General features: G+C 72.9%; 15 protein-coding genes. 6 read left to right on the top strand and 9 right to left on the bottom strand.

Going from position 1 to position 14,278, the window contains the following annotated elements; genetic code table 11:
- Positions 1 to 6 precede the first annotated feature (6 nt).
- Entirely contained in the window at positions 7 to 999 is a 993-nt protein-coding gene (locus tag ACL02T_RS05810) for a DUF5914 domain-containing protein (protein WP_412829617.1), read from the top strand.
- 2 nt (positions 1,000 to 1,001) lie between these two features.
- Here the strand turns inward: ACL02T_RS05810 and ACL02T_RS05805 are convergent, their stop codons facing one another.
- Positions 1,002 to 2,585 (bottom strand): class I SAM-dependent methyltransferase, encoded by a 1,584-nt coding sequence (locus tag ACL02T_RS05805; RefSeq protein ID WP_412829616.1) that lies wholly within the window; start codon positions 2,583 to 2,585, stop codon positions 1,002 to 1,004.
- Between the two features lie 77 nt (positions 2,586 to 2,662).
- On the opposite strand from ACL02T_RS05805, the gene ACL02T_RS05800 reads away from it, so the two are divergent.
- The gene (locus ACL02T_RS05800; protein ID WP_412829615.1) at positions 2,663 to 3,310 is read left to right on the top strand and encodes a metallophosphoesterase family protein; all 648 of its coding nucleotides are present in this window, start codon (positions 2,663 to 2,665) and stop codon (positions 3,308 to 3,310) included.
- The gene (locus ACL02T_RS05795; RefSeq protein WP_412829614.1) at positions 3,311 to 4,150 is read left to right on the top strand and encodes a chromosome partitioning protein ParB; all 840 of its coding nucleotides are present in this window, start codon (positions 3,311 to 3,313) and stop codon (positions 4,148 to 4,150) included. It begins immediately after the preceding gene.
- A gap of 49 nt (positions 4,151 to 4,199) precedes the next feature.
- On the opposite strand, the gene ACL02T_RS05790 is transcribed toward ACL02T_RS05795, so the two are convergent.
- The 7 genes from ACL02T_RS05790 to ACL02T_RS05760 form a co-directional block, all read right to left on the bottom strand.
- On the bottom strand, positions 4,200 to 5,351 hold the full coding sequence (locus ACL02T_RS05790) for a Gfo/Idh/MocA family protein (protein WP_412829767.1): 1,152 nt from the start codon (positions 5,349 to 5,351) through the stop codon (positions 4,200 to 4,202).
- Between the two features lie 165 nt (positions 5,352 to 5,516).
- Entirely contained in the window at positions 5,517 to 6,716 is a 1,200-nt protein-coding gene (locus ACL02T_RS05785) for an ABC transporter ATP-binding protein (protein ID WP_412829613.1), read from the bottom strand.
- 4 nt (positions 6,717 to 6,720) lie between these two features.
- Entirely contained in the window at positions 6,721 to 7,548 is an 828-nt protein-coding gene (locus ACL02T_RS05780) for a carbohydrate ABC transporter permease (RefSeq protein ID WP_412829766.1), read from the bottom strand.
- Between the two features lie 62 nt (positions 7,549 to 7,610).
- Positions 7,611 to 8,561 carry a carbohydrate ABC transporter permease gene (locus ACL02T_RS05775; protein WP_412829612.1) on the bottom strand — a complete coding sequence of 317 codons (951 nt, stop codon included), beginning with the start codon at positions 8,559 to 8,561 and terminating at the stop codon, positions 7,611 to 7,613.
- Complete coding sequence (locus ACL02T_RS05770) at positions 8,561 to 9,859, bottom strand: ABC transporter substrate-binding protein (protein WP_412829611.1); 1,299 nt, start codon at positions 9,857 to 9,859, stop codon at positions 8,561 to 8,563. Before ACL02T_RS05770 ends, ACL02T_RS05775 begins: the two co-directional genes overlap by 1 nt.
- 387 nt (positions 9,860 to 10,246) lie before the next feature.
- Positions 10,247 to 11,173, bottom strand: coding sequence for an NADP-dependent oxidoreductase (locus ACL02T_RS05765; protein ID WP_412829610.1), 927 nt, complete (start codon positions 11,171 to 11,173; stop codon positions 10,247 to 10,249).
- Positions 11,170 to 11,982, bottom strand: coding sequence for an SDR family NAD(P)-dependent oxidoreductase (locus ACL02T_RS05760; protein ID WP_412829609.1), 813 nt, complete (start codon positions 11,980 to 11,982; stop codon positions 11,170 to 11,172). Before ACL02T_RS05760 ends, ACL02T_RS05765 begins: the two co-directional genes overlap by 4 nt.
- Before the next feature lie 111 nt (positions 11,983 to 12,093).
- On the opposite strand from ACL02T_RS05760, the gene ACL02T_RS05755 reads away from it, so the two are divergent.
- Positions 12,094 to 12,699, top strand: a complete 606-nt coding sequence (locus ACL02T_RS05755; protein WP_412829608.1) for a TetR/AcrR family transcriptional regulator — start codon at positions 12,094 to 12,096, stop codon at positions 12,697 to 12,699.
- A 356-nt stretch (positions 12,700 to 13,055) separates the two neighbouring features.
- On the opposite strand, the gene ACL02T_RS05750 is transcribed toward ACL02T_RS05755, so the two are convergent.
- Positions 13,056 to 13,577 carry a YflT domain-containing protein gene (locus ACL02T_RS05750; protein ID WP_412829607.1) on the bottom strand — a complete coding sequence of 174 codons (522 nt, stop codon included), beginning with the start codon at positions 13,575 to 13,577 and terminating at the stop codon, positions 13,056 to 13,058.
- Positions 13,578 to 13,717: 140 nt separating this feature from the next.
- Between ACL02T_RS05750 and ACL02T_RS05745 the strand changes: the two genes are divergently transcribed.
- Entirely contained in the window at positions 13,718 to 14,107 is a 390-nt protein-coding gene (locus ACL02T_RS05745; RefSeq protein WP_412829606.1) for a pyridoxal-phosphate dependent enzyme, read from the top strand.
- Positions 14,068 to 14,214, top strand: coding sequence for a hypothetical protein (locus tag ACL02T_RS05740; protein WP_412829605.1), 147 nt, complete (start codon positions 14,068 to 14,070; stop codon positions 14,212 to 14,214). Before ACL02T_RS05745 ends, ACL02T_RS05740 begins: the two co-directional genes overlap by 40 nt.
- Positions 14,215 to 14,278 lie beyond the last annotated feature (64 nt).

The raw sequence follows: 14,278 nt of genomic DNA, 5'->3' as shown, positions 1-14,278 counted from the left end.
CGACCCGTGCCGAAGCGCCGCCCCGTCACCCCCCTCCGCCTGCTGCGCACGCCCCCGTGGGCGGAGCAGGAGCCGTCCTGGCGGGGGGCCAGCCCCGCGCTGATCCGCGCTGCGACCGAGCGGGCCGCCGCGCGGCCGTCGGGCGGGTGGGTCGTGCTCGCCGCCGGCCGGGAGGTGCGACCCGGCAAGGCGTTCGGGCGGACCGTGGCCGGCCGCGAGCTCGTGGCCTGGCGCGACGACGCCGGCGCGCTGCACGTCGGGCCCGGCGCCTGCCCGCACCTCGGCGCGGCGCTGTGCGACGCCCCGGTGCACGACGGGCAGCTGGTCTGCCGGTGGCACGGGCTCGCCCTCGGCCCCGGCGGACGGCCGGGCTGGTCGCCGCTGCCCGCGCACGACGACGGCGTGCTGGCCTGGGTCCGGCTCGACGAGCTGCTGGCGCCCGGTGAGAGCCCCACCGACGCGCCCGTGCTGGGCCCGCGGCCGCCGGCCGAGGGGTCGTTCGCCGCCGTCGCGACGGTGATCGGGCGGTGCGAGCCGCAGGACGTGGTCGCCAACCGGCTCGACCCGTGGCACGGCGCCTGGTTCCACCCGTACTCGTTCGCGTCGCTGCGGGTGCTCGACGCCCCCTCCCCGGGGGCCTCCGGTGCCGAGGACCGCTTCCTCGTGGAGGTCAGCTTCCGCGTCGCCGGGCGGATCGGCGTGCCGGTGCACGCCGCGTTCAGCTGCCCCGAACCGCGCACGGTCACGATGGAGATCGTCGACGGCGAGGGCACCGGGAGCGTGGTCGAGACGCACGCCACGCCGCTCGGTCCCGGCCCGGACGGCGCACCTCGGACCGCGGTGATCGAGGCGGTCGTGGCCTACTCGGACCGCAGCGGGTTCGGACACGTCGCCAAGGTGGGGGCGGCGCTGCGGCCGCTGGTCCGCGCCACCGCCGCCCGGCTGTGGAAGGACGACATCGCGTACGCGGAGCGGCGCTACACCGTCCGGACGCGGTAGCGCTACTCCTCGTCCGTGCTGCGCACGGCCTCGCGCTCGGCCCGCCGCAACCACGGCGACCCGGGGGCCTCGGCCGGGGCCGAGGTGCGGCGCGGGATCCGGATGAGGTTGCGGCGGCGGCCCTTCGTCGGCGCCGCAGCGGGCTCCACCGGTTCGGGTTCCGGCTCGTCCCCGGCCGTCCGTCCCGCATCGGCGTCCTCGGCGACGGTCGGGGCCTCGGTCACCTCGGTCCACGCCGCGGGGTCCGCCTCGGCGGGTGACATGGCCGCGCCCTGCCCCGTGGCCGCGCCCTCGCGCGACTCCTCCCCCGCCTCGGGGGACGGCTCCTCGGGCGGCTCCGCGGCTGCGCGCTCCGGCGGCACCTCGGTACCGGTCACCGGCATTCCGGCCGGCGGGGTCTCGGCGTCCGGGTCGGCGTGGGTGAACAGCACGGCCTCGTCCGGATCGTCGAGGTACCGCGTGCCGTCCAGGTCGTGGTTGTCGGCGAACTCGTCGAGGTCCGCGTAGGAGGTGGGTTCGTCGGGGTCCTCGGCCGGAGCGGCGCCCGCATCGCCGTCCGGCACCTCGTACCCCGCCTCCTCCTCGTCGAGGTCGAAGACGTCCGCGCCGTCGGCGGGGTCGGCGCGTGGCACCGGGCCCCACTCCGGCCGGTCCGCCTGGCTCGGCGGCGCCGGGACCGACGACGCGGGCGGGGCCGGTCGGGCCCGCGGGGCGGGCGGGGCGGGTCGGGCCCGCGGGGCGAGCGGGGCGTCGGTGCCCTCGTCGGCCCAGGAGTCGGGGCCGCCGTCCCCGGCGTCCAGGTCGTCGATCGGCTCGTCGACCTCGTCCTCCGCTTTGCGTCCGAGGAAGGTGTGGAGGATGTGCTCCTGCCAGCCGCCGACCGTCTGGACCCGGACGTCCGTGAACCCGGCGACCTCGAGCCGCTCCTTGAACGTCCTCGCGGAGTCGAAGCGCAGCACCGACTGCCACAGGAACGAGGCCATCCCCGGCACCCGCCCGCGCATCCGGATCCGCGGCAGGTAGTTCAGCCAGCACGCGGCGGTCCACCGCAGCCGCGCGGCCCGGTCCCCGCGGACCGAGTACTCGTGCACCGCGAGCGGCGCGCCCGGCTTCAGCAGCTCCAGCAGGTAGTCCAGGGTGTCGTCGAGGTTGCGCTGGTGGCGCATCTGGAACACGACGAGGGCCGCGTCGAACGGGGGTTCGATGCCCTCGGCGTGCAGCGCGTCGTCGAGTGTGCCGAGGGTGCCGTGCAGGAAGCGGTAGTCCGGCGCCCAGTCGAGCCGGCGGGCCGTGCCGACGAGCTCGGCGGACTCGTCGACGGCCACCACCTTCCAGCCGGGCGCCTCGTCGACGACCCCCTGGACCGGCGCCCCGCTGCCGCACCCCAGGACCAGGAGCGTGCGCTTGCGCCCGCTCAGGCCCATCCGGTGGATCGTGGTCCGCAACTGCCCGCGGTACGCGTCGCTGGTGCGGACGATCCGGTCGAAGGCCCGGGCGGGCTGGTCCAGGGCGGTGTCGGTCGCCGGCAACACGGTGTCGGCCGCCGGCGGGACGGTCTCGGGTGCGCTGGTCTCCGTTCCGCTCACGCCCCGATCCTGGCTCATCGCGAGGTCGCACCCAAGGGGACGCGCGCCGCGCCCGGAACGAATAGGCTGGTCGGGCGATGGTGCGTACCCTGGCCGTGGCCGACGAGGAGATCCCCGGACTGCGCTGCGGCGCGGCCCGGCGCAGCGGCGTCGACCTCGTCCTGGCCGCGGGTGACCTGCCCTTCGACTACCTCGCGGCGATCGCCGACGAGGTGGACCGCCCCGGCGTGATGGTGCCCGGCAACCACGACCGCGACCTGGGCGGCTTCCGCCAGCGCCGCGGGCTGTGGACCAGCGCCGGGCACCCCTGCGAGTGGCCGGGACCGGCGGGCTTCGAGAACGCCGACGGCCGGGTCGTCGACGCGGGTGGGCTGCGCATCGCCGGCCTCGGCGGCTGCCTGCGCTACCGCCCCGGGCCGAACCAGTGGACCGAGACGGAGCAGACCCGGCGGGCGAAGCGGCTCGTCCGGCGGGCGAAACGGGCCCAGCGCAAGGACGGCCGGGGCGTCGACGTCCTGCTGACGCACGCCCCGCCGCGCCACTGCGGCGACCGCGAGGACGGTCCGCACCGCGGCTTCGTCTGCCTGCACGGCGTGGTCGCGCAACTGCGGCCGCGCGTCCTGGTGCACGGTCACATCCACCCCTACGGTGAGCGCGTACCGGACCGGATGCTCGGCACCACCCGGGTCGTCAACGTCGTCGGGCGGAAGGTGCTGGACCTGTAGATGGAGACCGGATTCCCGCAGACCGACGCGGAGCACGACTTCCTGCGCCAGCGCCGCCGGCAGGTGCTCTCCCGGCTGGTGGCGTGGTTGCGCCACGAGCCCGACGACGTCTCGGAGATCCTGCCGTTCGACGAGGTCGTGGCCGCCCTGGGCCGCACCGGCGAGCGGCGGCTGCCGGGCATCCAGATCGTGGACCTGGGCTCGGTCGTGGGCAGCGTCGACCGCACCGCGGACTTCGACCGGTGGTTCCGGCCACGCAGCCGCCACTCCCGGGAGCGCTGGGAAAGGCTGGCCCGGGCCCGGCGCCGGGGCGAGACGATCCCGCCGGTCGACCTGTACCGGGTGGGCGGGCTGCACTTCGTCCGCGACGGCCACCACCGGGTCTCCGTGGCGCTCGCCCTCGGCCTGCGGACGGTCGACGCCCTCGTCACCGAGGTCACCACGAGGATCGACTCGACCGGGATCGCCCACCGCGGCGACCTGATCACGAAGGACCTCCGGCGCGTGTTCCTCGACCGGGTCCCGCTCGGCCGCGCTCAGCTGGCCACGATCGAGGTCGGCGACGCCTGGAGGTACGCGGAGCTGTCCGAGACCGTGGAGGCGTGGGGCTTCCGGCTGATGCAGAGCGAGGGTCGCTACCTCGACCGCGAGACCGTGGCCCGGCGCTGGTGGGCCGAGGAGTACCGGCCGGTCGTGCGCATGCTCACGCAGGCCGAGCTGGTCGGCCCGCGCACCGAGACGGACGCCTACCTCCACCTCGCCTGCCAGCGCTACCGGCTGCTGCGCACCCACCGCTGGGACGACGAGGTGGTCGAGCGGCTCCGGGCCGACCCCGGCTGACCGGTCGTCGGGCAGCCGGCGGAACGGTCGTCCCCGGGGACGTCGCTCCTCAGGTGTCTCCCTCGATCGTCTCCCAGCAGCTGCCCCCGGCCGCGGATCGTTCGACCGCGTCGAGCACCAGCTGCACCTGCAGCCCGTCGGCGAACGACGGCACCGGGTCCGCCCCGGTCCCGATGTCGTGCACGAGGTCCGCCACCTCGTGCACGAAGGTGTGCTCGTAGCCCAACCCGTGGCCCGGCGGCCACCAGGCCTCCAGGTACGGGTGGGTCGGCTCGGTGACGTGGACGCGCCGGAACCCGGCGGTGTCCGGCTCCGCACCGCCGTCGTGGAACCAGAGCTCGTTCATCGCCTCGAAGTCGAAGGCGAGCGAGCCCGCGGCGCCGTTGACCTCCAGCCGCAGGGCGTTCTTGCGGCCGGTCGCGAACCGGGTGGCCTCGAACGACGCGACCGCGCCGCCGGCGAACCGGCCGAGGAAGAGGGCCGCGTCGTCGACGGTCACCGCGCCGCGCTCCGCGGTGCCCGCGCCCGACAGCTCGCCGGGCTGCGCTGCGAGCGGCCGCTCCCTGACGAACGTCTCGGTGAGCGCGGAGACCCCCGTCAGCCGCTCGCCCACGACGTACTGCGCCAGGTCGACGATGTGCGCCCCGATGTCGCCGAGCGCCCCCGATCCCGCCTGGTCCCGTTGCAGCCGCCAGACCAGCGGGAACTCCGGGTCGACGATCCAGTCCTGCAGGTAGACGCCGCGCACGTGCCGCACCGGTCCGATCCGCCCCTGCTCGACCAGCCGGCGGGCCAGGGCGATCGCCGGCACCCGTCGGTAGTTGAACCCGACCATCGACCGCACCCCGCGGTCCCGCGCCCGCTCCGCCGCCGCGACCATGACCCGTGCCTCGTCGACGGTGTTGGCCAACGGCTTCTCGCACAGCACGTGCTTGCCCGCGTCGAGCGCCGCGATCGCGATCTCCGCATGCGTGTCCCCGGGGGTGCAGACGTCGACGAGCGCGACGTCGTCCCGGGTCAGCAGCTGCCTCCAGTCGGTCTCGACCGCCCGCCACCCGAGCTTCGCCGCGGCCGCCTGCGTCGCCGCGGGGTCGCGACCGCACAGGACGACCATCTCCGGGGCGAGCGGCAGGTCGAAGACGTGGGCCGCGGTGCGCCACGCCTGCGAGTGCGCCGCGCCCATGAAGGCGTAGCCGATCATGCCGACGCCGAGCGGCGGTGTCACGACCCGGAGCCCAGCGGCAGGTCGAGCCCGTCGGCGCTCATGTCAGCTCCCTTCCCGCACCGGGTCGGGCACCCGGTGCTCGTCGGGCACGGCGGCCGGGCCCGCGTGCACGACCCGGCCCTCCCGCACCGACTCGCGGGGTCAGACGGCGGCGGGGGCGGCCTCGGTCGTCGTCAGGTTCCGGCCGTTCTTGGGGTCGAAGACCTGCAGCTTGGAGGTGTCGACCCACACCTCGACCGGGTGGCCCTCGGCGGCCCGGGAGGCGGCGGACAGCCGGGTGACCAGCGAGCCCGCGTCGCCGCCCGGCACGTCGGCGGTGCCGGCGTCGGCGGCCAGCTCGGCGAGCTCGGCCGAGGTCGCCTGCTCCTCCACGGTGAAGTAGACGAACTTGTCCGAGCCCATCGACTCCAGCACGTCGACCTGGGCGGTGAAGATCGAGCCCCGGCCGCGGACGCCCTCCTCGACCAGGGCGGCGTCCTCGAAGTGCTCCGGGCGGATGCCGACGATGACGTCGCGCTCGGCCTGCGACGCCGACAGCGCCTGCCGCAGCCGGTCGCCGAGTGCCAGGTCGCCGAGGGCCGTGCGGAGCGAGTCGTTCTCCAGCCGCGCCGGCAGGAAGTTCATCGCCGGCGAGCCGATGAAGCCGGCGACGAACAGGTTGGCCGGGTTGTCGTAGAGGTGCTGCGGCGAGCCGATCTGCTGCACCACGCCGCTGCGCATCACCACGATCCGGTCCCCGAGCGTCATCGCCTCGGTCTGGTCGTGCGTGACGTAGACCGTGGTCGTCTCCAAGCGCTGCTGCAGCTTCGAGACCATCGTGCGCATCTGCACGCGCAGCTTGGCGTCGAGGTTCGACAGCGGCTCGTCCATGAGGAAGGCCTTGGGGCTGCGGACGATCGCCCGGCCCATCGCGACCCGCTGCCGCTGGCCGCCGGACATGTTGGCGGGCTTGCGGTCCAGGTGCTGGGTGAGGTCGAGGATCTTCGCCGCCTCGGTGACCTTGCGGTCGATCTCGGCCTTGTCGACCTTGGCCAGCTTCAGCGGGAAGGCCATGTTCTCCCGCACCGTCATGTGCGGGTAGAGCGCATAGGACTGGAACACCATCGCGATGTCGCGGTCCTTGGGCGCGCGCTCGTTCATGCGCTGGCCGCCGATGCGCAGCTCACCGTCGGAGATGTCCTCGAGCCCGGCGATCATGTTGAGCGTCGTGGACTTCCCGCAGCCCGACGGTCCGACGAGGATGATGAACTCCCCGTCGGCGATCTCGAGGTTGACGTCGTCGGCGCCGAGGGTGCCGTCGGGGTACCGCTTGTAGACGTGGTCGAGGACGATGTCGGCCATCGGGTTATCCCTTCACTGCGCCGGAGGTCAGCCCGGCGACGATCCGGCGCTGGAAGAACAGCACGAAGACGATGATCGGAATGGTCAGCAGCACGGCCGCGGCCGCGATCGACCCGGTCGGCTCGGCGAACTGCGAGGCGCCGGTGAAGTTCGCGATCGCCACCGTCGCCGTCTGCGAGCGGCTGGTCGAGGTCAGCGAGATCGCGAACAGGAAGTCGTTCCAGCAGAAGATGAACACCAGGATGGCCGTCGTGAACACGCCGGGCGCCGCGAGCGGGACGATGACCGAGCGGAAGGCCTGCAGCGGCGTGGCGCCGTCCATCTTCGCCGCCTTCTCCAGCTCCCACGGGATCTCCCGGAAGAAGGCGGAGAGCGTGTAGATCGCCAGCGGCAGCGCGAAGGTGATGTACGGCAGGATCAGGCCGATCCACGTGTCGAAGATGCCGATCGAGCGCTCGATGTCGAACAGCGGGCTGACCAGCGAGATCTGCGGGAACATGGCGATCAGCAGCGAGACGCCGACGAGGACCTTCTTGCCCGGGAAGTCCAGCCGCGCGATCGCGTAGGCCGCCATGGTGCCGATGACGACGGCGAACACCGTGGAGATCAGCGCGATGCCGATGGAGTTCCGCAGGGCGGCGGTGAACAGTCCGATCTGGAAGATCTCGGCGTAGTTGTCCAGCGTCCAGCTGCGCGGGAAGAAGTTCCCGTCCGTGATCGTGTCGGTGGTCTTGAAGCTGAGCGACAGGATCCAGAGCACGGGCACCAGCGCGTAGAGCAGCACGACCAGGTCGGCCACGGCCCACCAGGTCTTCTTCTGCCCCTCGGACATGCCCGCGCCCTTGGACGTGCCCTTCGCCGGTGCGGCCGGCCGGGGCTCCACTGCGGTGGCCATCAGCGCTTCCCCTCGTCGGAGCCGGGCGCCGCCGCGCCGAATATCTTGATGAACAGGAACGCGATCAGCGCGACGGCGATGAAGATCAGCACACTGATCGCCGAGCCGATGCCCAGGTTGAAGGCCTTGAACAGGTTGTCGTAGCCGAGCATCGAGACCGAGCCGGTCCCGTTGGACCCCTGCGTGAGGATGTAGATGTTGTCGAACACGCGGAAGGCGTCGAGCGTGCGGAACAGCAGCGCGACCAGGATGGCCGGCTTCATCATCGGCAGGATGATCCGGGTCAGCCGCTGCCACGGGCCGGCGCCGTCGACCTGGGCGGCCTTGAGCAGGTCGTCCGGTACCAGGGCGAGGCCGGCCATGAGCAGCAGCGCCATGAACGGCGTGGTCTTCCAGACCTCCGCCAGGATGATCAGCGCGATCGCCGAGGCCTGTCCGGTCAACGGCGCGGCGCCCTCGGGCAGCATCGCCGCGAGGTAGCCCTTGTCCGGCGTCCAGGCGAACTGCCAGCTGAACGCGGCCACGACCGTGACGATGCCGTACGGGATCAGCACGACGGTGCGCGTGAGCCCCCGGCCGACGATGGTGCGGTGCATGACCAGCGCCAGCGCCAGGCCGAGTACGAACTCGATGGCCACGGAGACCACCGTGATGATCATCGTGACCAGGAAGGCCCGCCACCAGTATTCCGACGTGAGCACGGCGGCGTAGTTGGCGAGCCCGGCGAACGAGCGGTCCGCCGGGAACCGCAGGTCGTAGCGCTGGAAGGACAGCCAGACCGCGTAGGCGATCGGGTAGGCGGTCACGGCGACCATGATGATCGCGGCGGGGGCGCAGAGCAGGAGCCCGAGGCGGCGCTCGGCCTTCTTGCCCTCGGACAGCTCGGGCTTGCCCTTGCGGTGGGAGACCGGGGCGGACGTGGTCTCCGACGACACGGTGGGTGCGGCCATCACGGCACCAGCCCTTCCGAATTCTGCGCGCGGACGATCTGGTCGGCGAGCTCGCCCGGCACCGCGGCGGGGTCGATGTCCGCCGGCGGGTTGAGCAGGTCCGAGATCACGATCGAGATGCTCTGGTAGGCCGGGGTCTCCGGCCGCACGCTCGCGTTGTCCAGCGACTCCTTGATCGCCTGCCAGGCCGGGTACTCCTGCTGGAACGCCGGGTCCGAGTAGAGCGCCTCCAGGGTGGGCGGCACACCACCGTCGACGGCGTTGCGCAGCTGGTTCTCCCGGTTGCGCAGGCACTGCACGGCCTCGAAGGCCAGGTCCTTGTGCAGCGACGTGCTGCTCACGCCGAGGTTCAGCCCGCCGATGGTGACCTTGGCCGGTTCGCCCGGGTTCACCGACGGATAGGGCGCCCAGGCGAACTCGTCGATCACCTGCCGGCCGGTGTCCGCGCCGGTCGGCCCGCCCTGCTCGTCGATGAAGGTGCCGCCGCCGCCACCGTCCGGCGGTGGGGTGTTGATGGAGGCGTAGACGAACGGGTAGTTGACCTGGAACGCCGCGGTGCCGGCCTCCATCGCGAGCCGGCCGTCGTTCTCCTTCGCCACCGACAGCGAGGGATCGGCCGCCGGCGAGGTGGCGACCCGCTTCATGATCGAGGCAGCTTCCTCGGCGTCGCTGCGGCCGGGCTCCTGGGCGATCAGGACGGTGCCGTTCTCGTCGATGATCTGGCTGCCGGCGCTGTTGACGAGCGTGTTGAACCAGACGGTGATGCCCTCGTACTGGGCGCCCTGGACCTCGATGTAGGAGGGCAGGCCCTGCTGGTGCAGGTCCTCGGACATCTGGATCATCTCGTCCCACGTCGCCGGCGGGGTGGGCGCGAGGTCTTTGCGGTACCAGAGGATCTGGGTGTTGGTGTTGAGCGGCGCCGCCCAGAGATCCCCCTGGTAGGTGCCGGTCTCCAGGGCGGCGGGCAGCGTGCCCTGCTCGACCTGGCTGCGCACGGCCGGCGGGTACTTCTCCAGCCAGCCGGCCTCGGCGAACTCCGCGGTCCAGGTGACGTCGATGCCGACGATGTCGACGGAGGTGTCCCCGGCCACGAGCCGGCGGGCCAGCTGCAGCCGCTGGTCGTCCGCGCTCTTCGGCAGCGTCTGCTGGGCGATCGTGTAGCGCCCGCCGGCGGCCGCCGTACAGTCCTCGGCGGCCTGGCCGTACTGGGTCGCGCCGTCCGCGGGGGTGTAGAAGTTGAGGGTCGGCGGTCCGGCGGTCTCGGCCCCGCACCCGGCGAGCACCGCCGCGCAGAGCACGGCACCACCGGCGGCCGCCCAGCGGCCGCGTCCTCGGCGCCGTCGCCGGCGTCCGTCGGCTCCCCCGCCCCGCGCTCCCGGCGGCTGCCCCATCCCGGCCTCCCGTTCCGACGCCGGAGCGCCGTGACGGAACGCGGCGGCGCGGCATCGCACAGTCGTGTGACCCCGATCACCAGTAGCGATCGGTAGAGGCAACCTATGTCGGGTTCGGGCCCCCCGCAATCCGAGATCGGGGCAGTGACCAAGCCGAGACCTGATCAGGCGGCACGATCAGCGGCACCGCCGGCACATCCCGCCACGAGATCCCGCACCGGTCGCGGTGGAGGACCCCCTCCACCATCGCTCGGAGGTCCGGGAACGGCCGGCCCGGTTGACGGTGACGCCCGGTCACGGGGTGACGACGATCTTCCCGTGCACGTGGCCGTCGACCTGGAGGGCGACGGCCTCCTGGATCCGGTCGAGCGGGAACGACGCCGCGATGGGCACGGTGACGGCTCCGGCGGCGACCGCGTCGGTGATGCGCTCGAGCGCGGCCGGTTCGGCGGCGAAGGCGCCGGTCGCGTGCACTCCGGGGACGTGACGGTCCGCGGCGATGGTCGAGATTCGCCCAGGTGGCACGCCGAGTGCGAGGGCTGTCTCGGCGGTTTCCGTGCCGTGCAGGTCGGTGGCGGCGGTGATGCCGTCTGGGGCGAGTACGCGAACCCGGTCCGCGAGGCCGGTGCCGTAGGCGGCCGGTAGCGCGCCGAGCCGCTCCAGGAAATCGAACGTTCCCGGGGACGCGGTTCCGATCACGGTCGCGCCGGCCAGCCGGGCGAGCTGCACGGCCAGGACGCCCACACCGCCGGCGGCGCCGCCGACGAGGAGGGTGTCCGACGGCCCGACCCGGATCGCATCAAGGGCAGCAGCCGCGGTGAGCCCGGGGGTGGGCAGCGCGGCGGCGGTGGCGTCGTCGATGCCGTCGGGGGTGCTCAGCAGCAGGTTCGGTGGTGTCAGCGGCACGCGCAGCACGATGTGGTCGGCGACGGCGCCGGCGAGCACCCCGCCGTACACGCGGTCGCCCCGGGCGAACTCGCTGACGCGCTGCCCGACCTCGTCCACGACGCCGGCGAGGTCGCAGCCGAACCCGGATGGTCCGGTGATGCCGAACCTGGCCGCGTGACGGGCCGAACCGGCCATCTGCCAGTCCATCGGGTTCAGGCCGGCCGCGCGGACGGCGACGCGGATCTCGCCGGGACCGGCGTGGGGTTCGGGAACTTCGCGCACCTGAAGCACTTCTGGCCCGCCGAACTCTTCGCGGAGGACGGCCCGGCTCATGCCGCGGTCCCCGGTCCGGTGAGGGCCTGCTCGATGATCCGCCCGTACAGCCGGACCGACGCCGACCGGGGAAGCAGGTACTTCCCCGCCAGGTCGGCGAGGTTGTTCATCAGGCCGGGTATGACGTGCGCCTTCCGGCCGAGCTTGCGCAATGCGGTGCGCGCGACCACGGCGGGGTCCATCTTGCGCCCGCCCAGCCTGCCGAAGTCGATGCCGGCCGCGTTGTCCAGACCCTCGGTCCGCGTCGGGCCCGGGGAGACGACAAGGACGTCCACGCCGTGCTTGTACCACTCGTGGTTCAGCGCCTGCCCAAGCGAGAGCACATACGCCTTCACCGCAGCGTAGTTGGCCTGGAAGGGCACCGGGCTGGCCGCGAGGCTCGACGACACCAGGATCAGGGCGCCGCGACGGCGGCCGACGAACTCGCGCCCGAACCGGTGCGCCAGCTGCAGCGGCAGCGACCCGTCCAGGGCGAGGACGTCCAGCTCGTCGGACAGCTCGTTTGCCACGAAGGGGCCGGCGTGGAAGATGCCGGCGTTCGCGACGACGACCCCGACGTCGAGGCCACTGACCTGTCGCGACAGCTCGTCGACGGCGCCGTCGCCGAGGAGGTCGAGCGCGACCACCTTGCTGTCGACGCCGTAGGCGCCCGAGAGCTCCGCGGCCAGCGCTTCGAGGCGGTCCTTCCGGCGCGCGACGAGGACGGGGTTCACGCCCGCGGCGGCCAGCTGCCGCGCGAACTGTTCGCCGATGCCGGAGGACGCTCCGGTGACGACCGCGTAGGCGCCGTAGGTGCGCAGGTCTTTCATGGTGTTCCTGTCCGTGCCGGGGAACGCACGATTTCAGTGCAAGCGTTCCAGAAGATGTCCGCGACCCTACGACTTATTGAACACTCAGTCAAGAAGTCATAGACTGGGGGCATGGCGAGGACAGGACGGCCGAGAGCGTTCGACCCGGCGGAAGCGCTGGCGACGGCGCAGAGCATCTTCTGGGCGTCCGGTTACGGCGGAACCTCGATCCAGGCGCTCGTCGACGGCATGGGACTCGAACGCGGGAGCCTGTATGCCGCGTTCGGCGACAAGCGCCGGCTGCACTTCGAGACGGTGAAGCTGTACTGGGCCGAGTACGAGAAGACGCTCCGGTCAGCGCTCACGCAGGTCCCGCTGCTTCCCGCGTTGCGCGAGGTCCTGGTGATGCCCGCGCAACTCGGAACAGTGGCCTCCGACCCGCAGGCCCCGCACGGCTGCATGATGGGCAACACCGTCGCCGAACTCGTCCCCCAGGACCCCGAAGCCACGGCCCTCGTCACCGACGCGTTCGCCCGGTTCTCCGACTTGATGACCGAGGCGCTCCGGCAGGCCCAGGAACGCGGGGAGGTCAGCACCGCTTCCCCGCCCGAAGCGCAGGCGCATCTCCTGCTCGTCCTCGCCCAGGGAACCTCGCTCCTGGCACGCACGGGAACCGACCCGTCGACCGCGACAGCAGCGATCGACGCCGCCTTCGCCGGACTGCGCGCGGGCGGCTGAACAGGCACCATGCAGAAGCCCTCGGGGCCGGGTGGAGCGCCCTTCACCCGGCCTCCGGACGGCGGGCTCAGTCCTTTCAGACCACCGGCGAATCCTCGCTGCCGCACGCGGTCAGCAACACCGGAGCCACCAGGACGGCGAACCGGACGTCCACACAGCGCGGCACCGGCAGCCCCCCTCGACCACACGGCCCGCCGCCCCGGAACGTCCTCGGCTCCCCGTCCGGCGAGCCCCGTCGAGCGGACGCCGACCCGCCCGGGACCACCCGCCGTGTGGGCCGTTCGCACCACACGACCCACAGGTCGTCGACGCTGATCAGGCCGAGACGGGCGCGAACGGACGAGCCCCGCGTGCGCTCAGGCGCCGGCGGCGGTACCCATCGCCAGCTTGGCCAGCAGTTCGCGGGCCTTCTCCGCGTTGCGCGGCTGGCACAACACGTCGTAGCGGCCGGCGACCATCTGGCTGGCCGAGGTGAAGTCCCGCCGGCCGCGGGTGCTCCAGTACTGGGCCGCCGCGAACGCCAGGCCGAACACGATGCCGCCGAGCAGCGCGACGACGATCCGGACGACGCCGTCGCCCCCGGTGCTGAAGAGGCTGAGCAGCAGGCCCACGAACAGGCCGAACCAGGCGCCGGACGCCGCGCCCGACAGCAGCACACGGCCCCATGTCAGCCGTCCGACGATCCGCTCGACGAGCATCAGGTCGACGCCGACGATCGTCACGTCCCGTACGGGGAAGTCGCTGTCGGCGAGGTGGTCGACCGCCCGCTGCGCCTCCTCGTAGGTGGCGTAGGAGCCGACCGGCCAACCGGTGGGCGGGGTGGGCAGGTTGGGCAGGCCCGGTGCGGGCTGACCGCTGCCGCCGAACGGGGTGGTCACGAGCTCTCTCCTCGGTACGGCCGACTGGGACACCTCGGACATCTCGGCGCCCATGATGTCAACGAGCGGGACCGCGCTGAAGTGCCCTCCGCGCTGGTCACGATAGAGGCACGGCGCCGGGAGCGCTGCGGGCCGTCCGGGTGGGGGCCCCGGCAGGACCGACCTCGCACACGACGGTCGTCGAGGCCAGCTCGGGGTCCACGGCGGTGTCCGAGGCGTCCTTCGCCCGGCGGATCGGGGTGCCGTTCGTGGCCGTCATGCGCCGCTCGACGAGCCCCGAGAAGGTCACGCCGATCGAACGGCAGGGCGGGCGGTGCCGGTTCGTGGAGCACGGCGCGCAGGTCTTCCTGTCGGAGGTGATCGACCTGATGCTCCCCGTGCCCGACGCGGCGGGCATCGCCGCCGCGCGCCGGCTGCACGAGCGCACCTGGCGCTTCGCGGGTGGGAGCACCGGCACGAACCCGTCGGGGTCTCCACGCTGGTCGCGCGGATGCTCCCCGAGGGCGGGCGCGGCAACATCGTCACGCTGATCTGCGACGGCGGCGAACGCTACCGCCACAGCTACCACGACGACCTCTGGGTCGCCGCGCAGGGCCTCGACCTCGCCCCTGCACCGAGCGGATCGAGCAGTTCCTGACGACCGGCGTGCGGTAGGGCCGGCGAGAACGCGGGAGGCCCCGCCGGATCGCGGCGGGGCCTCC

It is taken from the genome of Pseudonocardia oceanicola, assembly GCF_047200735.1.
Classification (GTDB): domain Bacteria; phylum Actinomycetota; class Actinomycetes; order Mycobacteriales; family Pseudonocardiaceae; genus Pseudonocardia.
Note: the sequence above shows the minus strand (reverse complement) of the source record. Positions and strands in the feature narration are given on the sequence as shown.